Genomic DNA, 21,220 nt, shown 5'->3' with positions numbered 1-21,220 from the left:
GCAGGCGGTCTACATTCCATCTACATCTTCGCCAGTGGTGCACGCAGCCTAGTTTCTGCTTCGCAAAGTAAGCCTAGATAGACTCTGCGACAAGCCTATTTGGCGTTCTATGTGGCAGCATCAAGACGACGAAGTGAGTGGATCAACCCTCATTTGTTCTTGTTTTAAGGGAATCTCTGCGCCAAAGTGGCATAAATCTTCCCTGAGGTGCCAGTGCGACCATCCGTTTCAGACTTTTCCCGCCTCCGCACCAGCGCTGGGGTCAGCATCGACGCGTTCGCGGCGAACTCGGGCTTTTCAAGGCGTACCGTCTATCGCTGGGAGCGGGGCGAGGCCCCACCTCGGAAAGCTGCGATGCGGATGCTTGACACACTGATTGCCGAGCATCGGCAGAAGGGGGGGAGCAAGAAGAAGTTCCGGTTTATTGACCTGTTCGCCGGTATCGGCGGCTTGCGGCGCGGCTTCGATGAGGAGGGGGAATGCGTCTTCACGAGCGAGTGGGACAAATACTCGCAAAAGACCTACCTTGCCAACTACGTGTGCGACCACGAGGTCGCCGGCGATATCACCAAGGTGCCGGTAGAGAGCATCCCGCCGCACGACTTGCTGCTGGCAGGATTTCCCTGTCAGCCATTCTCAATCGCTGGTGTGTCAAAGAAAAATGCGCTGAACCGCCCGCATGGCTTTCTCGATGAGACGCAGGGTACGTTATTCTTCAACGTTGCGAAGATCATCCAGCACCACCGGCCGCGCGCGTTCCTGCTGGAGAACGTTAAAAATTTGGTCAACCACGACAAGGGCCGGACGTTCGACGTCATCCATCGGACGCTGATCGAGCTGGGCTATCAGGTTCACTGGAAGGTCATTAACTCGAAGTCGTTCGTGCCCCAGCAACGCGAACGCATCTTTATCGTCGGCTTCCGCGACCCGAACGATTTCACATTTGCCGATCTCGAATTGCCCGATCCGTTTGCCGGTCCGCGGCTCGGTACCATCCTACACCCGGAGGACGGCACCGAGGAGATGGACTCGCCCTACACCCGCGGCAACATCGCGTCGGTCTCGGAGAAATATACGCTGACCGATCACCTGTGGCGCTACCTTCAGGGCTATGCCGAGAAACACCGTGCGGCCGGCAACGGCTTTGGGTTCGGGCTGGTCGGCCGCGACGATGTCGCCCGTACGCTTTCGGCGCGCTACTACAAGGATGGATCGGAGATCCTTGTTGAGCAAAAGGGCAAGAATCCGCGCCGCCTCACCCCGCGTGAGTGCGCTTGGTTGATGGGATTCGACGAACCCGGCCGCCGGGACTTCATTATCCCTGTCTCCGATACACAAGCCTATCGCCAGTTTGGCAACGCCGTCGTCGTGCCCGTGGTGAAGGCGGTTGCCGCGCACATGATGCCGTGGCTAGGTGATAGTGTGGATGTGGAGCCGGAACAGCCGGAGCGGACCATGGCCCTTGCCCGGTGATGTAGTCAATCCAGCGACGCGCAGCCGGATGATGGCCGGGATCAAGGGCAAAAACACGAAGCCCGAGCTGCTCGTGCGTCGGGGCCTTCATGCGCTCGGGTTTCGGTTCGTGCTTCACGATGGACGCCTTCCCGGCAAGCCCGACATGGTGCTCCCTCGTTGGCGCGCCGCGGTCTTCGTCCACGGGTGTTTCTGGCACGGGCATGACTGTCCCCTGTTCCGATGGCCAAGCACCCGCCAAGATTTCTGGCGGCAGAAGATCCGCCGGAACCGAGAACGCGATACCGAAGTGGAGAGGGAGCTTGATGATGCCGGATGGCGTGTGTTGAAAATCTGGGAATGCTCACTGAAGGGTGCCGGGCGGATTGGTATTGATCGCGTGGTGCCGATTGCGGCGGACTGGCTTCGTTCCGAAAAACGTGGCAGCGAGATAAGGGGGACGATGCGTGCCAGTGGGTGATATTCTCGAATGGCTAGACGAACATGGCGGGCCAGACCTCACATGGTACGTGAAGCGACTGTCGGGCAACGACACGCTGGCGAACGGAAGTCATCAAGCCGGTCCCTATATTCCGCGTGAAATCCTGTTCCGGGTGCTGCCCGCCCTCAACCGGCAGGACGTAAAAAATCCGGACGTGTGGTTCAACCTCTACGTGGATTCCCATGCCGATCACCGGCAGGTGCGGGCAGTCTGGTACAACAACCACTATCACGACACGAAGGCGAAACGTGGCCGGGACGAGACACGAGTCACGAACTTCGGCGGTGGAGCGTCGGCTCTTCTCGATCCAGAAAGCACCGGCGCACTGACGGTGTTCGCGTTTCGGGCTGGCGAAACGCCGGGGGTGCCCGATTGCCATGTCTGGGTATGCCGGCATGAGACAGAAGAAGACTTTGTCGAGGATCGCGTCGGGCCGGTCGAGCCCGGCAAGTGGCTGCTGTGGCCACCGACGCAGAGCAGCCTGTTCCCGACCGATGCCCAACCCGTCGTGCGGACGAGCTGTTGGCTGGACGATAATGAAATCCCCGCGGCATGGCGGCTTAAGTTTCCCAGTGGAGCCGATATCGTCCGCAGGGCGGTCGAGTTGCGCGACGACAGCAGCCTCGATCCCGATCGGCGATTGTTGCGACGCCGCGAATGCGAGTTCGAGATATTCCGCAGCGTCGAGCAAGCGATCGAGCTGCCGCATATTATCGTGGGCTTTACGAACGTGGACGGCTTCGTCGCCCGCGCTCAGACGATCCTTCAGCGCCGCAAAGCCAGGTCCGGTCGCTCTCTTGAGCTTCACGCCCGTGAAATCTTTATTGAAGAGCGGCTCGTTGAAAATACTCACTTTGCGCACCAGCCCGTGTCCGAAGGGGGCAAGACGCCTGATTTCCTTTTCCCCTCGGTCACGGCTTATCACGACATGACCTTCCCGGCTGACCGGCTTCGTATGCTGGCGGTCAAGACGACGTGCCGCGATCGATGGCGGCAAATTCTCAATGAGGCCAATCGCATTCCCGCTAAACACCTCCTCACTTTGCAGGAAGGCGTCTCGGAGACGCAGTTCGCCGAGATGACGCAGGCAGGAGTGCAGCTTGTGGTTCCGGCAGGACTGACTGACAAGTTCCCGAAGACAGTGCAGCCCCATTTGCAGACGCTGGAGAGCTTTATCGGCGACGTGCGGCTATTGCCGATAGCGCGATAGGCAAACGAATTACGTTCGTAGCGCGCTGGCTGGGCGATATTGGTTGAGAGGATCGCTATCACAGGTGATCAAACCGGTTTTGCACTACAGGCTATGAACAGAGCGAGTGCCAAGGAAGGCGGACATCAGGGCGGGAGCGAATTTTGACTGATTGTTACGCAGTAAAGAGAGAGTTCGAGGCGTTTTCCACATATCGTTTCCCCGAAGCGCGTTTCGAAGCTACCAAATGTTGATCGACGCAATCTCAAACGACGGCACACCTAGAAAGACAAGATCGCAATGGCGACTGAACAGGATAAATTTCCCGATCGTGAGTTGTTGGTGCAACGGCTTGAGGAAGATTTGATTGGGCCACGCACTCTCGATGAAATTTTGACATCCCGACCATCCGACGTTTATCTCACAGGCATATTATGGCCGCGCCAGACGGAGATTCCGGGAGAGCAGAACGAAAAACTGGCTGTCGATGGCTCTGATGATGCCTCGGCATCTATAGACGCGGAGCAATCGGAGGTACCGGCCTCTTCCATTCAGAGGCCCGCTGCGGCCGGTCTCTCGTTCTGCGCGATGTCGCAGTCGGATCCTTCGGTTCGCGTGCTTTGCCGTTTCGGAAGGTACGACCTGATCCGGCGGGATGAGGTGCCAAAAAAGACATGGGTCAGAAGCCAGGTGGAGGTTGTGCTTACCGAAGTTTCGTTGAGGCCGGGATCTCGTTTCATAGACCTGCCGGAGACTGATCCCCGGGCGGCCGGCGGCCGACTTCATGTACGCGCGCTCGATGGTCCGGCAGGGCGTCTCGCAACAATCACGTTGCTCAACAATTGCGCGCACGATCAAGGAAGGGACGAAGCTGAAGCCTCGATACTTTTTCAAACTTCTCTGGAAGTAACACCTAATCCGGGAACCACTCTCGTAGCGCGCCCGGCGCGCCGCGCGCCCGGAAACGGAGACTTCGATGAACGGTCGGCCGCTTTGCTATTTCGCGATGTCGCTGAATTCGCTGCTGGACATACCTGCTCTGCATTGTGGGACACGCCGGAAGTCGGTGAGTCTTTTTCAAAGTCTGTCCCGCGAGTCCGCACGAGCTGGCTCCCGGAAGCGACGGTCGCCGGTGTCGACTCCCGGGGTCATGCGGTCTTTCGCGATCTCGTCTCGGGTGTTGGCGGGATGGACCCGCTATCCGCGAAAGATTTGGCCGAAGCTGGCCCTGCGGACCTCGAAGCCGCACTTGTTCGCGTCTGCGCCGCATACGGTTGTTGGATCGGACAGCAACGTCAGGCACTGCTTTCTTTAAGCGGAGATTTGCTTCGCGCTGCGGAAGACAATCTCGTGCAATGCGACCGTGTCCGGGAACGCATGTCCGAAGCGGCCGTTCGAATTGCTCAGCATCCGCGACTGAGGCGGGCATTCCAGCTGGCGAACCTCGCAATGCACGTTCAGCATGGATGGGATGGCGGGAAGGCTGCCCACGGAACGCTACGGTGGCGACCGTTTCAGCTCGGTTTCCTCTTACTGAGCGCCACATCCAGCGCAGAAAAAGGTCATCCCGACCGCAAGGTTATGGACCTCCTTTGGTTTCCTACAGGTGGGGGCAAAACAGAAGCGTATCTTGCGCTGGTTGCCTTCGTATCGTTCTACCGGCGCCTCGGAGACGAAGAGTCGGACGGGAAGGGCGTCGCGGCAGTCATGCGATATACCTTGCGGCTGCTTACGACCCAGCAGTTCGCGCGCGCTGCGGCAATGATGCTGGCGTGTGAGGCGATCAGGTGCGGACGAATTCAGGCACCCGGGCAGTCGCTGAATGGTAATCATGCCTTTTCTATCGGCCTATGGGTGGGAGGCGATGCAAGCCCCAACCGGCTCGTGGACTCATTCGCGTCGCTCAAGGGCTCACGCGAGGTGTCATCGCCGAAACAGCTGGCAATTTGTCCGGCATGCCATCAGCAGCTGCGCTGGCGCCAAGAGGCACCGACGACCCCGGTCATCGTATCCTGTGAAACAGGCGACTGCGTCCTCTCCGGCGAGCTTCCGGTATGGACGGTGGATGAAGACGTGTATCGCGAGCGCCCCACTTTACTGATCGGCACGATCGACAAATTTGCGCAGATCGTGCGCAAAACGGAGGTGCACGACCTGTTCGGCATTGGGACGAATGCCACCCCTGATCTTGTTATCCAAGACGAGCTTCATCTGATTTCCGGACCGCTTGGCACCATCGCCGGTGTATACGAAGTGGCGATTGACCTGATGTTTGCATCAGGCGGCTCATATCCCAAGGTTATCGGCTCTACTGCGACGATCCGGCGCGCAGCAGAGCAGGTGAAGGATCTTTTCGACCGGGAAGCCTGCCAGTTCCCACCTTCGGCCATTAATCACGACGACTCGGGTTTCGCCGTGAATGATCCAAACTCCACTGGCCGCCGGTATGTCGGAGTGTCGACCGCTGGAAGGTCTGCAAAGTTTACACTGCAGGCGGTCGCTGGGTCGCTTCTCCAGTCTGCCTTCGGCGCGTTTTCAGATAACACCCGGAGGGATCCCTACTGGACGCTGGTTGGTTATTTCAATTCGCTCCGCGAACTCGGGGGGGCACTTGTGCTGATGCAGGATGACGTCAGCGATACCGTTAGGCTTCTGGCTGAGGCGAGGGGCGAGAAAGCGCGGACATCCGGAAGCGTCGAGGAGCTGACATCGCGTAGATCTCAAGACGAAATTCTGGAAATGCTGACGCAACTTGGCGTCAAAGTCGGTGAGGTTGGCGCACTCGACAGCGTACTGGCCACGAACATGGTCAGCGTTGGCGTCGATATCCCCCGCCTTGGCCTGATGGTCGTGAACGGTCAGCCAAAGAGCACCGCTGAATACATTCAGTCGACCAGCCGGGTGGGTCGAGGGTCGATCAGCGGGCTGGTTGTCGCGTTGCTCAACAATGCCAAGGCGCGAGACCGCTCGCACTTCGAGACGTTCCCCGGCTGGCATCAAACCCTGTACCGTGATGTCGAGGCAACCAGCGTTACGCCTTTTGCATCGAGGTCGAGAGACCGGGCGCTGCACGCAGCGTTGGTTGCGGGAGTCCGACACCTGATTCCTGGAATGCTGGATCACCCGTCATTGAACGAAGACACACTCATCAGAATCGATGCGCTGATTGAACTCATCGTTGCCCGTGCCGGACGCATTGACGGGCGCGAAACGGCAGTTGCCAGAGAGCTGCGTCGCCGGATTAACGACTGGGTCGCCCGGGCTCCTGAGCATTACTGGCAGGACAGGAAGCTTGGCCGGTCACTCCTGCAAAGCGCCGAACGTGCCGCGACCCAGAAAGCGCTTGGCCGAAGGCCGGGAGACGCATGGCCGACAATGAACAACATGCGCAGCGTCGAAGCTGGAACTCCGTTCCGGCTCGCTTCTGTGCTGCGAGGCTGGCAAAAGAATGGCGAATGATCTTCAGAACTTGCGGAGAAGTGGGGTCGTCTCGACCTTCGGACCTGGCGCGGTGGTCGATTTCCGGGCGGACAATGCGCCTGTGTCTGGCCTCGCTGCCGGTCTTGAGGAATGGGACCGGTCATTCCCGCCTGCTGGCTTGCTAAATCCGCAGGTAATTCGCGAACCACGTCTTCAGAAAAAGCTCGGCGTTGCGGGCTTCCGGCTTCCTCCGGTACTTGAGGAGCGGCGCAAAGATGAAGATCCGGATGGCCGACGCCTCGTTGCGGTGCGATTTCCCGGCTGGCTGCAGTGCCCGACATGCGACCTGATAGGACTGGCGAAGTCTTGGTCTGACGAACCCGGAAAGGCCTACCGTTTCTGTCACAGTTGCACCGGCAAAACGCAAGGCCCCGCCAAGACATTCGTCATTCCGGTCCGGTTTGTTCTCGCTTGCTCCGGCGGGCACATTGATGAGTTCCCCTGGCATTGGTGGGTTGGACACGATGAAACCTGCCAGAACCGGTCCGGCACCCTGCGTCTGCGCTCGGAGAGTCCAGGCCTCGCCGGTGTTATCCTGAGCTGTCCAAAATGCAGCGCCAAGAAGTCCATGGACGGCATTTTTTCGAAGCAGACGTGGGAACGCTTTCGTGATTGTACCGGGCACCGGCCATGGCTTTCCGAAGGCGATGAGGCATGCAGTCGCAAGCCGGTCGCAGTACAGCGTGGCGCATCGAACCTTTATTTTCCGGTCACGCACTCGGCACTCAGCATTCCGCCATGGGAGGACAGGCTCCAAGATATGCTTGGCACGTACTGGGATTCGTTGGTCAACGTCAGCGCTGAGCAACGGGCCAACTTTATCGAAATGCTTTCGGCAGGAGATCTAGGACCACTCATGGCAGAGCTTAAACTGACCCCTGCCGGTCTCGCGGAGGCAGTCGAGCGACGGCTTCATGAATTTGGCGAACTCGATACCGATGACCTGAAGCCGGCAGAATACCGGCAGTTTCTCGAGAACCCGGCTGGAGAAGGCGACGGTCCGCAAGAATTCGAGATCCGTCGCGAATACGTCCCGGCTGCGATCGAAGCGTGGGTCTCATCGGTCGTTCGCGCTGTGCGCCTGCGTGAGGTTCGCGCCATCACCGGTTTTACCCGGATCAACCCGCCAGGTGATCCAGAATCACCGGACGTCCAGCCGCTTTCGCAAGCACGAATGCCATGGTACCCTGCAATCGAGGTTCGCGGAGAAGGCATTTTCCTTGCGCTCAACGAGAGCCGGGTTGCCGGGTGGGAGCAGCACGACGCCATCAAATCCAGAGTATCTGGCATTGACCAACGCTACCGCGAAGATTGGGCGAGCCGTCACGGGGAAGGTGCGATTCCGCCCAGAAAGATCACGCCGCGGTTCCTGCTCTGCCATACTCTGTCGCATGTTCTTATGCGACAGCTGACCCTTGAGTGCGGCTATTCAAGCGCCGCACTGCAGGAGCGGATCTATGCCGGGGATGGAGACGAAAAGATGGCTGGACTCCTTATTTACACCGCGACATCCGATGCCGATGGCACGCTGGGCGGACTGCAGCGGCAGGGCGAGGCCAGCCGGATCGCGCAAACGCTTCATAATGCGATTGCCGGTGTCGAATGGTGCTCGTCGGACCCGTTGTGCATCAGCGACATGATGGGCGCGGAGGCCAGCTTTTCGCACTCCGCCTGTCATTCCTGCGTGCTCGTTCCGGAGACGTCCTGCGAGGAGTTCAACTATTTCCTCGACCGCGGTTTGCTCGTGGGCACCCCCGACCATCCCGAAACCGGCTTCTTCTCTACGCTTCTGAGCGGCCACATTTAATGGCGATTTTCTGGCCGAAGAAGCTCCCACCTGAAATCCTCCGCGATCCCCGGCGTAAGGCGGAGATTGCCGTTTACGACAGGCTCTGCCGCGAGCTTGGCGACGAGTTTCACATCTATTATTCCAGCCCATGGCTGGGCACCGACCATCTGGGCGCAGAAAAAGACGGGGAGGCCGATTTCCTCGTGGGGCACTCCGATCTGGGACTGCTAGCTATTGAGGTGAAGGGCGGAGAAATCGATTATGACCCCCGGTTAACACAATGGACGAGCAGAGACGGGCATGGCTTCGTCCATAAGATTAAAGACCCTGTCGGGCAGGCCCGGGGCGCGAAACACGCCCTACTTGGTAAGCTGAAAGAGTCAGGTCGCTGGCAATCGAGATGGATCCATACCGCACACGGGGTCATTTTTCCGGCGGCAGCTGCAGTCCCGCGCGACCTCGGACCGGACAGGCCGAAAAAGATATTCTGCTGCTCGGCCGAACTTCGGTCCGGTTTACGCGGCTGGATCGGCGAACGCATGGGCGAGGGCGGCCCGGCATCCGAATTTGAACCACTCGGGCGCGACGGGCTGGCAGCGCTTGAGGATTTGCTGGCGAAGCCGTTTCGGTTGCACACACCGCTTTCTGCGCGTGTCGGCGACGCACAGGATGAGTTGCGCGCGCTCACGCCACGACAGTACCACGTTCTCGACATCATCGACGATATTCCACGGGCTGAGGTCAAAGGAGGAGCGGGAACCGGCAAGACAGTGATCGCGATGGAAGCGGCACGACGCGCAGCCGCCGCCGGACGGCGAACGCTCCTCACTTGTCATAGCCGCCCTCTGTCGCTTGCGATGCGGCGCGCACTTGCGGGACAGACAAACCTCGAAGTCCGCAGCTTTCACAGCCTTTGCACTTGGGCGGCGGACGAAGCCGGTATTGTCGTGCCTGCCGGTACGCCGGACCGGCAGCTTTTCTCGGAGGTTCTCCCGAACGCGTTGCTGTCCGCGCTGGAAGCTCGACCCGATCTGGCTTGGGATGACATCGTCGTCGACGAGGGCCAAGATTTCGAAGAGGAATGGTGGATCGCGCTTGAATCCGCGCTTCGGCCCAGCGCACGCTTGAGGGTGTTCAGCGACTCCAACCAAGAAGTGTATGGCGAACGGCAGCGGCCACCGCTGGATCTGCAGCTTATCCCCGTCCGGCTGAGCCAAAATCTACGCAATACGAAATCGGTTCATTCCGCCGCTTCGGTTCACTATCGCGGACCAGACATTGTTCCCGAGGGGCCCGACGGTGTAGACGTGGAATGGATTTCGGCACCGTCGGATGCTGAACTGCCGCGTCTTCTGCTGAAGTCGCTTCGATCGCTTTTGCAGCATGAGGAGTTTGCCCCCGGAGATGTTAGCGTTCTTTTGCCGACGCAGGATCTCGTAACCGACTTCGTTTCGATGGCGGCAGCGGCCGGAATCAAATCATCTGATTGCGAGACGATGGCGCAGGATCAGGTGATCGTCGACACGGTCCGTCGCTTCAAGGGGCTTGAGCGCCCGGTTATCGCGGTCGGCGTCCCCTCTCGCAACCGGCTCCAGTCCGAGCTTGCCTATGTTGCCCTTTCGCGGCCATCGGGGCACCTGATCGTATGCGGGGTACCAGCGACGCTCGAGTGGCTCAGATCGGGTGGTTAGCAAGCTCCCTAACCGCGATTGAGATAGATTACAGGAAGCCCGCTAATGACCGGGGCCAGCCAGAAGCGAGAAGTTCCGGTCTCCTCCTGCCACGTGCTTATCGTCCGCACTGCAATTAGGTATATCCCGCTGATCTTCCCGGGTGGTGACACCCGCGCTCCGGTTGCGGCCGTCCCCAGCTTCCACATGTCGGAGACGAAAGCTTTTGTGAGGCGGCCCACCGAGCGCCCCCGGAACCGGCCGTCGGCTACCTCGAGACTGTAAAAATCACCCGATCGCACCGCAGCCAGCTGCGTCGTTTTCGACGCCAGATGCCAGAGCAATGTCTGCATTTCCGCGACCGCCGTCGCCCCGTGCCACACGGCCTCGTCAATCATGGCGGCGTCATCGACATCGCCATCGATACCGACCTCAACCTGCGCGTCTTTTCGGCCGCGCCAGTGGAAGGGTTGCCAAAGGCGGCTGCCGCGCCCGTCAAGCGGCCTGAGCCAAGCCGTGGACGACCCAACCCGCAGGGTTTTGCGCGCACGCGTCGCGCCGACAAAGAGGATCCGGGCTTCCTCTTCCCAGTCGATCACCGACGTGTCCTCGGGATAGCGGGGCAGCATCACGTGGACTGTGTCAGCTTCCCGCCCCTTCGCGGCGTGAATGGTCGACAAAAGCGGACCGGCGGAAGGCCCGATATCGGTTTGTGTCACCGCCAAGGGAGGGCGCTCTTGCGATAGACGAACCGCGAGACTGTGCAGGTCGAGATTGCCCGAGCTCAGCCCCGTCAATGCGAAGAGATCTGACCACAGGTCATCCTTTGACCGGGGTGGCAGTGGCCGAACTTCGGCCCAGCGCTCATCGAAAGCGGATTTCGTTATCGTCGCGCCGGTCTCGTCGCGCATCAGCGCTCCTATCCACGGCTGAACAATGTCCCGCTGACTGGGAAGCCGGATCCGGAACGGCAGTCCTGATGCGAGCAATTGCGATGCTGCAAGACAGACGGCGGCGCGAGAGCGATAGAGAAAAAATGTGGTTCCATCGGCCGGGTTTGTCTGATGCACGGAGGTCGTGCTCGTGCCCGTGCCGGGCGATGCTTCGATTGACGATCGCACCCTTTCATAGAGATCTGGACCTTCTAGGGCCGCGTCTCGAAGATGCTGTCTCGCGGTTGCGAACAGATCGAGAAGCGGGGGCGAGCGCGTTCGGTAATTGCCCGTCAGCACGCGCTTTGCAAATCCGGGATTAGCGGTGTTCAGCGCGTGCGCGATCCCGGATGGTTCTACCCCGGAAAACCCATAAATCGCCTGAGCCGGGTCGTGAAAGACTGTGGCGCCGCTTTCGGGCAGGAGCCTTTGCAGCAGTGCGACAACAAGATCACGGCGGCTGCCGGTGAGATCCTGGGCCTCGTCGACTAGGATGTGTTCAAAGCCCTCGATATACTCGAGCAGCTGATCATCTCCCGCCCGGATTAGCTCCAGTATTTCGGCGATGTTAACATCATAACCGGAGGCGTCCGAACGACGGTCATCCTGAAACCGGGATCGCAACCGCGAAGCAAGCGAATCCAAGGTTACGATGCGGATCGCGTCAGCAACGAACCGATCTTTGAGGAAACCGGCAATTCTGTCTCGTATTTCCGACACGGCCGCGCGGGTAAAACTGATCACCAGAATGTGCGTCGGAGTTACGCCAAAATCGACGAGCTGACGCACGCGGGAGCACAGCACCCACGTTTTCCCGCTGCCGGGGCCGGCTTCAACGAGAAGTCGGGCATTCGCAGGTGCAAGGATAACATCACGCTGAGACGCGTCGCTGGGCTGGTCGGCATAGTCTTCTTCGGAGAACCCAAGCCAGCCAAGCAGGCCGGTCAGCGCCTCCTCTGGGACCGTCCATTTGCAAAGACTGTCGTCGAGCGGTTGTCCAGTAAAAGACAGTGCCGTCAGCACCTGCGCAGGCATTGGCACGCCGGTCGGCCAGTCCTGATAAAAATCCGCGCCCCTTGTCACAAGCCATATCCAGCCTGCCGCGTCAGGATGGTCGATTCTGAGAACCCGTAGTCGGCCGTCGTTCAGCCGGATGCCAATCTCAACCGGTGCTCCCGCTCCGCCGAAAACGCTCGTCTCGCCCGCGTTCAGCTCGAACAAGCAGTGCCGGTCGGCGAGACTGTCAGGGGTCAGCCCGTTCATTCGCGCGCTGGCCCGCAATATTCCGATGACTTCCGTCATCGGGAGATCACCGGGAATATTGAGCGTGCGGAGCATAGACCGATAAGACGGCTCACCGAGCACCTTGGCAAACGGGATGTCGTCGCTATGCGTAGCTGTCCGGCGCAGTATCTCTGACGGATGCGCCGGATTTTCCCGCTTCAAGGTTCCCGGACCGCCAAGGCTGAGGCTGTAAGCAGGACAAACGGCAACCTGCTTTGCCGTCGTTGCCATGATGACCATTCCGTCGGCAGTGGCCAGCGCCGCCGCGTCACCAGTCGCGACAAGCACCCTTAGCACCGCCTGTATCCGCGAGAGGGTCAAGTCTTCCGGATAGCCAAGGGCAACGCTCAGCGATGTTAGATGATGCAGCAGCTCGGTTTCATGGACCGCCCTGCGCACCCCGAGAAAGTCTCGGATCAGCCCGGCGACAGCCTCGCCGCGCGGTACGCCGCTTCCGTCGCGCGGTAATCCCATCGCTGCGGGAGCGTCCGACAGTTCAATAACGTCGAACGTCATCGTGCGATATCCCCAAATAACAGGAGATATAAGCACTTAATAGTTGAGCGCCCCATCCTACCGTCCTACACCCGTCGCGGGAAGGGTGTCAATTGAGCGAGGGGAGAGCAGTTCAGGCCATTGCAGAGACGCGCGACGGGGCCGGCATCGAATCTCTCGATGAGCTGAATTCCCGTCTTGCCGGACATTTTGCGGCATTGCGGGCCTCGCGGGGCGGGGCCGCTGTTTACGGTCTTGAGCATAACCTTGATGCCCGACAGCTGCTTACAGTGTTTGATCTGGTCGGACGCGAAGCGCGCCGGCAGGGGATTTCTGTAACATGGATGCAGCGGCCGTTACCGCTCATCGTCGCGGCATCCGAAATCGGCTACGATTACCGGGGGACCGGTACCGATTTCTGGCCTCGGTTTGAGAGCGCAATCGGCGCATCGCTGGGCTCGTCTGACCGGGAGCAACACTCGAAGGTCTTCGAATATGCGCACCGGTCTTTTGGTATCAAAAAGCCGGTTTCGAGTCCTTGGACGAAAGCGTTCCGGCACATCGCTTGGCCGATCGCGAACGCAGTTGCTCCACGCGAAGTGCATCGGCCGCTCGCCACTTCGCTTCGCGAAATCCTGCGGACTTCGGGTGCCGCAAGAATTGTTGGCGATCTCGTTGCGGATATGGCCATTTCGGCCAGCAGTTCGGGATCCGGGAGATTTGCTGACTGGGTGACCGATACCGGGCTGGCGTCGGCGGTTGTTCTCCATCTGCTCGATTTGCCCGATCCGGAGCAGCGGCTGTCCCAGAGCGCCGCAGCCAGAATTCTCAGCGACCTCGAAACCGATCCGACGGCGCGGCGCGCGATCAAAAATGCGCGCCGACTGCACCGCGAGCGCCCGGTGGTGCGGCGGCAAAGTGCCGCGATGGCAGGGACCACCGCATTTTTCATCCGCGAAGCAGATGGCGAGGCCGGCCTCTGGCTGCGAATGCCCGCGTTGACGGATACCACGCGAGGCGAACTGCGCACCATTCTGTCGCGAAGCGGGACGCGACTGCGCCTATGGCAATCCGGCGCACCCATCGAAATGGATACTTTGTTGTCCGGGCTGCCGGTGTCGCTCGTCGGAATAGATGTTGCCGCGGCCTTTGCGGACCAACTGCCGTTTCTAACGTCTGGTCTCGCTTCATCTGACGTTCTCGCGGAGCTTTCGCCGCGCTGGAACGACCCGGTTGTTTTCGTCCGCACCACGCATTCCGGAGATTTCGAGCAATATTTTGGCGAGATCGTTCCGGGCTCCGGCCCTGTCCGCGTTTTAACTAGGCGCTCGATACCAACCTCTCCATCGTCGCGCTCACTCCCACCTTTGGCCGGATTCCAGTGCTTCGAGGTCGATGCGGCAAGCGCCGCCGGGCAGGAATTGCTGACCCGGCTTGGCAGGAAAGTATCGCCAACCGGGATCGAGGTATTTGGTGGCGGACGTATTTCGGACGGGCTTCTCGGCCCGGTGTTCGCGACTGGCCTGCCGGTGCTGCTCAGGCCGTCGCCGGCACCTGCAGCGAGCGAAATGGTCAGTTTCCGCCTCGATGCAGAGGAGGCTATCGCCCTGTCAGGCCATCATCCGGTGGCGGTTCTGTATCCGTCTTCGGGTGAGCATGCAGTCGAAGTCAGACGTGGTGCCTCGGTGTCGACCGTGCGGTTCAGCGTCGCCGATCCCGATTCAGGCTTTGAGCCGCTGGCAGTCATCGCCGAGCCATCCGCGCCGACGCTCGACGACTTCATACGGCAACAGATCGCGTTGCGGATTACCGCTCCGGTTGTCACCACGGGAGTGCCGTACCACGCGAGCCTTGTTGGTCCCGCAGGTTTGATCGCGTCTGCCAGGGGCGTGCTGCCGCGCCTCCCGGCAATGCTCAGCGCAATGGATCCTGTACTGGCGACGCTTCGCAGCCAGCTGCTCGAGAGCCCTCCCGGCCGGGAGGCGCCGGTCGAACTCGTGTTCGGGATCGGTGAACAATGGTCGCAGCGATGGAGGCTCTTTTGGGAGCCGGCGCAGGTTGAGTGGCAAGACGTGGACGGCGCATGGCAGGCCTTCGGCGACGGTAACGCCCTCGAGCTTCTCATCGCCGATGCTGGCCAGCCGTTGACTCCGCGCCCGGCCGTTGCGGAGTACAGGCCGACGGAGGACACCGTCCTGCTGATACCGGTCGTCGACGGAATCGCGCAACTTGCAGCTGCATACTGCGTCGCGCCTAGTGTCGCACCGTTGGTAGCGTCGGTAGAGCTTCCGCGCCGGATTTTGAGGCAGAGATTCCCGGTAGGTGATGGAGCTGGCCTCGTTGCCGTGATTGATGGCTATCTGGGTTGGACGCTCGCGCGACCATCAAACGTCATCGCTGCTATGAAATCGCGGCTGGTGTCGCACGCGCTTGAGAAGATGCTCGTAATGCAGCTGTGTGGGGAACGCTGGGCGAGCGCTGAGGAAAGGGCGCCATTGCTTTCGGGCGACGCCTGGGACTGTCTCGCGCGGGTCGCGATTGGGTCCGGCCTCGCTGCGGGCGGGACGCTGCCTGAGATCGGTCCCCGGGAATATCGGCTTCTTGAGCCGCTCCTTGCCGCAGCTATGAAGCTTGCGGTTCCCGATCTTTGGGAATCAACGGAGGAGCCCGATCCCGACAGCTTCGCTGAATCTATGGATATGGCCGTGATCGACGCCTATGAGGAATTCGGCCGGGACTATGCCAACGGCACCGATGCATTCGACGATGTCGATACCTCGGGTGCCCCCGAGGCATGGCTCAGGACCTTGCGCGACACGGTGGAACGACGTTCGGGTACAGCGCTGGTCAAGCTGGTTCTGCCACCAAAACGTGCGCTTGCTTTGCAGGTGGCCGATTATAGCGAGCTGGTCCCGCAAGAAGTGATTTCCCTGCTCGACCACCATCACTTCGACCTGATTCGATCCGGCGCGCGATGGTTGTCGATAATCGATCTTCGGGCAGGATTTCTGCTCTGGACCAATCCAGCGCAGCTTCTCCGGTGCGAAGGCTGGCCTGCTTCGATCGCGCGCTTCCTAGAAGACCGGCAAACGTCACGCGCTATCCGATACGCGGCGCTGCGGTTTCGTGCGTCCCGCAATATCAGCGACGGGTTCCCAGAGCTTTGATCGAGGATCCTTATATCTGTTTTGCGGCGGGGGTGCAGGCTGCCCGCCGAAAAGTGGAAGGGCTCGGTCTGGCCCTTGGTGGGGCTCTTGGTGTCGCTGCGGAGCCCTATCCGCACCAGATTGCCTCGGTTTCCCGTATCCTGACGGATACGCGCATCCGCCATCTCGTTAGCGACGAGGTTGGTCTCGGGAAGACGGTTCAGACCTTAATGGTGCTCAACGCTCTGCGGTGCCAAAACCCGGCGCACCGGGCCGTTATCCTAGTTCCCGACAGGCTTGTGACGCAATGGCACACGGAATGCTGGTCGCGTGCGCACACGCATGCGTCGGTGCTTGGTGATCCGACCGATGATGACGAACAGTTCGTGAGGATTGTCCGTCCCCAGAGCCTGCAGTCAGGTGAGTTCCAGCTTGATCCCGCAGAGTTCGACATGCTGATCGTCGATGAGCCCCAGATTCTTCCGGTAGAGGTAATGGATCAGGTCGAACGGATGGCGGGTGAATTTCGCCAGTTCTTGATCCTGTCGGCGACCCCCGGCCTCGGCGACCCGCAAAACAGCCGGCGAATGATGGCGATGCTCGAGCCCGAGCGGACCGCCTGCGCGGTATCGTCCGGGTTCGACCCCGTTGACAGTCTGGACCGTCTCGAGCTCTCGGCGCTCGAGGAGGGGGAGGCGCGCCCTGCCGAACGCGCGTCGCTCTACCGCACCTTCAGTCGCAGCAGACGAATCATCCGCGCAACACGCGCCGAGTGGAGCCGGTATCTGCCAAAGCGCAGGTACGAGCGTGTCGAGCCAGAGCCGCTCTTTGGGGAAGTCGAACGGGTGCGTATTGGCCTTGATTGGTTCAGGACGACGCCACCGCAGGATGGCGGATGGCGCGCTGCGCAGTCGTTTCACCGCGGGCTTGCCTCCGCAAGATCCGCCGCCCGCACGGCGCGCGATGGAGGATCGGTCAGCAAGGCGGTCGCCGTGACAGGGGACACTCCCGGCGACAGCAGGCTCGACGCACTGCTCGACATCATGGCTGGAATCTGGAGCGAGCATCCTGCCGAGCAGATTATTGTCGTCGCCGGGGACAATCCGACTATCGATTTTCTCGAGCCGCGCATCGCAAGAAATTTCGCGAGCGATGGCGAAGAGCCCGGTGTGGCAACCTTGCGTAGGATGGGTGAGTCTCTCGCCAGCGAGGCGGCCGATATGCAGGCGATGCATGAGCAGTTATCTGCTTTTTCATCCGGTGCAGCAAAGGTTTTGCTGATTGGCGAGTGGATCCAGGCGGGCCTGAATCTCCACTATTTCGCACGCAACATCGTGTTCTACAGCTCGCCTTGGGATCCCGACGCTGTCGATCAGCTGATTGGCCGGCTCGACCGGCTTCGGCCAAATGGGCTCAGCAAGTCTGACCGGGGAGACCATTTGGGAAATATCCGTGTCTGGACAGTGGTTCATCCCGATACGCCTGAGCAGCGGGTCGTCGAAGGGCTCGAAATTATCGGCGTTTACGAGAGACCGCTCCCGCCGCTTTCGCCCGAGGCGGCGCAACTCGTTCGCGAGAGCCTTCAGCAATATGGCTTCCGCAACGACCGGGCGGCGCGCGACAGGCTTTCGGCGCTTGCTGCTGGCTGGAATGCACAGGGCGACCAATCTGTCCTTGACGCCTTTTCACCATATACGGCGCGCCGCGCTCAGGAACTGTATGACAGGTTACAGATAGCACTGCTCCCGCAGCCTGTGCTGCTCGACTCTGGCGAGCAGTCCTACTCGTCGCGCTCTGAACTCGCTTTACAGGGTCTCCTGCTGTTGGCGGAAAAAGCCGGTTTCTTTCAAATTTCCGTGCGGAAAGATCACGTAAATTCGGACAGGCGGTTCTCGACGATTTGGTATCCGGATGGCGGGGAGCGGAACGCAACCATCCGGCTCTCTGATATCCCCCCGGGCGGATGGATGGCGGGACACGTTCCTTACGTGGCGAGGCGCCGACATCTTAGCCGTCCACCGGCAAATACGGTTCACACCGATGATGGCGAGCCAAGCGGGCGGCCTCTTCGATTTCTGGACCATGGCGACAGCCTGCACGATGAGCTGATCACTGGCTTCATCGATCACGCACGAAAAGTCTGCACAGTGAACGGTGGCACCGGGCGAACTGTCATGTTCGATTCGCGGCATCCTGCGCTTCCTGAAACACAGGGCAGGAACCTTTTCGCGACCGTGGCGATGGTCGATGCAGCGCCGCATCTGCTGCCGCTTCCTGATCTCTCGTCCTTGGAGGCAAGGGCAGAACTTGCACCGACGCCAGCGCAGCAGGCGGCACATCGCGCGGACATCGAACTCGCGCGGGAATGGTGGCGGGCGGACTTACGATGGCTCCGAAGCGAGCTCGCGCCCCTGCTGATGCCGGCAGTATTTCATCTCGATGGCCGGAGCTGTACGTTGCTCCCCGACAGCGTCGCATGGTCAATTCTGTCACCGATCGTGGAGATGCCGGATTCGTATTGCGCCCGATCACGTGGCAACCCGGTCTCGGTGCCTGTCCGGATGGTCGACGAAGCGAGGCGACGCGCTGCCGAAACATTCGCGCGGGGAAGCAACACATGGATCAGAACGGAGGTTGGCCGGCTCGGGTCTGCAATCGAAGAGCGGATCGGCCAGATCGAGGTTGAGCTCGACGATCTGCTCGCGGTCCGGGAAGCCGATGTCGAAAAGCAACGCGCTGGACCGGCACCGCTGGGGGAGCAGGCCCGCACTGGCCGCATCGCTGCCGCTCAGCGAGGAGTCAGGATGATCGAGGAGGCAGGGCAGACGAGGGTGGCATGGCTGCGCGCCATCGCCGCCAATCCGCAACCGTCAGCGGCCTCCATACTGGGCGAGGTCCTGTTTCGCCCGGTGAGTTTGAACTCGTCCTGATTTTTGGAAAACCTGAAAGGGTAGCCGAGACGAGCATCTTGGCACCTGCGGGAAAGTCCGCATCACGCTCTATTTGCAACCCGCCTCAGCGGTTGCTGCACCGAGCCGCCGTTGGCGTCTCGGCCTGCCGGTAACGATCGCTGGCGCAAAATAGGGGGCGGCCCTGTCGAGCCGGCAATTGAGCGGGACTTTTTTATGCGCCGCGACCGTCGCCATCAGCGGTTCGACCAGATCGCATTCGCCAGTGGCGTCGATATGGTCGGCAAGTGGCAAGCGCCGGTCGCTTTTTACGACCGACTCAAAAAGCCTGTGATCGCCAAGATCATGACCGAGGTGTTGGGCAAGGCCGCTGCCGACAATTGCGCCAAGATGAAGAAGGGCGACCTTGCCGCTGCCGCCGCCGAGCGGATGGCAGGGCGTGGATGGCTGCCGCCCGCGCTTGTGATCGCGGAGCCGGAACCTGAGGCGGAAGACGCGCCAGCGCTGTTCACGGACGGCGATGGCGACGATTAAGAGTTTGAGGACGCCCAAGTTGCTTGATGTGCGGGGCGGGCGGTGGCCCGCCCTGCAATTTTTCGCGGCCCGTCCGTTGGGACGGGCAAAGGCCGATTGCTTCGGCATCTGGCCTGCATCGGAGCGGCGGCTTATGGTCACCGCGCCGATGAGCGAAAAGATATGGATATTTACGGGTCGGTTTGCGGGTAAGGTTGCATTTATGGATATTTATGGGTATAGATATGGATATGCCCATCAACATAGCCTCGCTGGCAATTACGCCCCAGATGCTCTCGCTGATCGCCGAGATCGACGAGTTCAAGGGCGCGTGGCGCGCGCTAGGGACGCTTGCGCCTGATCGCCTGTCGGCGCTGCGGCGCGTGGCAACGATTGAAAGCATCGGCTCTTCGACGCGGATTGAGGGGAGCAAACTGTCGGACAGCGACGTTGAGCGGCTGTTGTCCAATATCGAAATCCGCCACTTCGACACTCGCGACGAGCAGGAGGTCGCGGGATATGCCGAAGTCATGGAAACCGTCTTTGCATCGTTCGACGCGATTGCGCCGACCGAGAACCACATCAAGCAATTGCACCGCGACTTGCTGGTTCACAGCAGCAAGGATGCGCGGCATCGCGGTGCTTACAAAACCAACACCAATCATGTCAGCGCATTCGATGCCGAGGGCAAGGAAATCGGCGTCGTGTTCGAGACGGCGACGCCGTTCGACGCGCCGCGATTGATGGTCGAACTGGTCGAATGGGTGAATGAGACGCTGGATCAGAAGCAGCTTCACCCGCTCCTCGTCACCGCGATCTTCATCGTCGTCTTCCTCGAAATCCATCCCTTCCAAGATGGCAATGGCCGATTATCGCGGGTGCTGACCACCTTGCTCTTGCTGCGCAGCGGCTATGCCTATGTGCCGTATTCGTCACTGGAAAGCGTGATTGAGGCGAGCAAGGAAGGCTATTATCTGGGGCTTCGCCGGACGCAGGGGACAATCCGCAGCGAAGCGCCCGCATGGGAGCCGTGGATCGTCTATTTCCTCCAGTCGCTCCGGCAGCAAAAGACCCGCCTTGAAACGAAGATTACCCGCGAACGGTTGATGGTCGAGCGGCTGCCCGAACTTGCCGTGCAGATTCTCGAACTGGCGAAAGCGCATGGGCGGATCACCAACGGCCAGGTCGTTGATGTGACCGGCGCAAACCGCAACACGGTGAAGAAGCATTTGCAGATGTTGGTATCGGCCAGCCATCTTGTCCAGCACGGCAGCGGCAAAGCAACATGGTATAGTCGCGTCTGACAGCATCGGCCCACCAAGCACCGCCGAACTGAAGCAGGATTCTGCAACCAACTCCCCGACCGCGAATCAGCCTCTGTCCTTGATTGACGGAAACTGGCCGCTTGGCCCCGCCTTCATGCGCGCAAGCAAAAAACCGGCTTTCAGCCTACGGTTTCCATAGATTTCATCGACGGAGCCTCCGTTTTTTGGCTGGCGCGCAGGCGGCGCGCGGCTCTGAAAGTGTCCGTCAGGACATTTCGCCTGATAAGATCAGGAGACAGACAGTGCAGAACATCGTCGAATTTCACATCATCGGACGGCTCGGCAGGATCGACGCCGCCAAGAAAGTCACCCACATCTCGGTCGCCACCAACTACAACCGTCGCGAAGGCGAAACGTGGAAGTCCGATCCGCAGTGGCACCGCATCACCCTGCTTGACAAGATGCGCGACCGGCTCACCAACGCCACAATCGGCGATCTTGTCCGCATCACCGGGCGTATTGGCCAGTCGAAATACCAAGTCGATGGGCACACCCAATACTCGGTTGACCTGATCGCGGACGGCTTCGCAATCC

12 protein-coding genes are annotated in these 21,220 nt (G+C 60.4%); 11 read left to right on the top strand and 1 reads right to left on the bottom strand.

The annotated features are described in order from the left end of the window. Positions 1–207: 207 nt before the first annotated feature. The 6 genes from dcm (at position 208) to ACEW72_RS00425 (ending at position 10,103) form a co-directional block, all read left to right on the top strand. Complete coding sequence (gene dcm / locus ACEW72_RS00450; protein ID WP_373474407.1) at positions 208–1,473, top strand: DNA (cytosine-5-)-methyltransferase; 1,266 nt, start codon at positions 208–210, stop codon at positions 1,471–1,473. Further along, a complete protein-coding gene (locus ACEW72_RS00445) occupies positions 1,463–1,933 on the top strand; it encodes a very short patch repair endonuclease (RefSeq protein ID WP_373474406.1) in 471 nt (156 codons plus the stop codon). The genes dcm and ACEW72_RS00445 overlap by 11 nt, the downstream gene beginning before the upstream one ends. Continuing rightward, positions 1,926–3,164, top strand: a complete 1,239-nt coding sequence (locus tag ACEW72_RS00440) for a type II restriction endonuclease (protein ID WP_373474405.1) — start codon at positions 1,926–1,928, stop codon at positions 3,162–3,164. Before ACEW72_RS00445 ends, ACEW72_RS00440 begins: the two co-directional genes overlap by 8 nt. 279 nt (positions 3,165–3,443) lie before the next feature. Beyond that, the gene (locus ACEW72_RS00435) at positions 3,444–6,602 is read left to right on the top strand and encodes a helicase-related protein (RefSeq protein ID WP_373474404.1); all 3,159 of its coding nucleotides are present in this window, start codon (positions 3,444–3,446) and stop codon (positions 6,600–6,602) included. Continuing rightward, positions 6,592–8,430: a DrmB family protein gene (gene drmB, locus ACEW72_RS00430; RefSeq protein WP_373474403.1), complete on the top strand. Its 1,839-nt coding sequence runs from the start codon at positions 6,592–6,594 to the stop codon at positions 8,428–8,430. The genes ACEW72_RS00435 and drmB overlap by 11 nt, the downstream gene beginning before the upstream one ends. After that, positions 8,430–10,103, top strand: a complete 1,674-nt coding sequence (locus ACEW72_RS00425) for an AAA family ATPase (RefSeq protein WP_373474402.1) — start codon at positions 8,430–8,432, stop codon at positions 10,101–10,103. Before drmB ends, ACEW72_RS00425 begins: the two co-directional genes overlap by 1 nt. A gap of 8 nt (positions 10,104–10,111) precedes the next feature. Here the strand turns inward: ACEW72_RS00425 and ACEW72_RS00420 are convergent, their stop codons facing one another. Further along, the gene (locus tag ACEW72_RS00420) at positions 10,112–12,814 is read right to left on the bottom strand and encodes a UvrD-helicase domain-containing protein (protein ID WP_373474401.1); all 2,703 of its coding nucleotides are present in this window, start codon (positions 12,812–12,814) and stop codon (positions 10,112–10,114) included. A 92-nt stretch (positions 12,815–12,906) separates the two neighbouring features. Here ACEW72_RS00420 and ACEW72_RS00415 point away from each other — a divergent pair, with 92 nt between their 5' ends. From ACEW72_RS00415 to ACEW72_RS00395, 5 genes are all read left to right on the top strand, one after another. Beyond that, on the top strand, positions 12,907–15,960 hold the full coding sequence (locus tag ACEW72_RS00415; RefSeq protein ID WP_373474400.1) for a hypothetical protein: 3,054 nt from the start codon (positions 12,907–12,909) through the stop codon (positions 15,958–15,960). Then, positions 15,957–18,869 (top strand): SNF2-related protein, encoded by a 2,913-nt coding sequence (locus ACEW72_RS00410; RefSeq protein ID WP_373474399.1) that lies wholly within the window; start codon positions 15,957–15,959, stop codon positions 18,867–18,869. The genes ACEW72_RS00415 and ACEW72_RS00410 overlap by 4 nt, the downstream gene beginning before the upstream one ends. A gap of 195 nt (positions 18,870–19,064) precedes the next feature. After that, positions 19,065–19,382: a hypothetical protein gene (locus tag ACEW72_RS00405; protein ID WP_373474398.1), complete on the top strand. Its 318-nt coding sequence runs from the start codon at positions 19,065–19,067 to the stop codon at positions 19,380–19,382. Positions 19,383–19,594: 212 nt separating this feature from the next. Next, entirely contained in the window at positions 19,595–20,665 is a 1,071-nt protein-coding gene (locus ACEW72_RS00400; RefSeq protein ID WP_373474397.1) for a Fic family protein, read from the top strand. Positions 20,666–20,928: 263 nt separating this feature from the next. Next, a partial coding sequence (locus ACEW72_RS00395) for a single-stranded DNA-binding protein (protein ID WP_373474396.1) occupies positions 20,929–21,220 on the top strand: 292 nt, incomplete at its 3' end.

Source organism: Sphingorhabdus sp. (genome assembly GCF_041737645.1).
Taxonomy (GTDB): Bacteria; Pseudomonadota; Alphaproteobacteria; order Sphingomonadales; family Sphingomonadaceae; genus Sphingorhabdus_B.
Note: the sequence above shows the minus strand (reverse complement) of the source record. Positions and strands in the feature narration are given on the sequence as shown.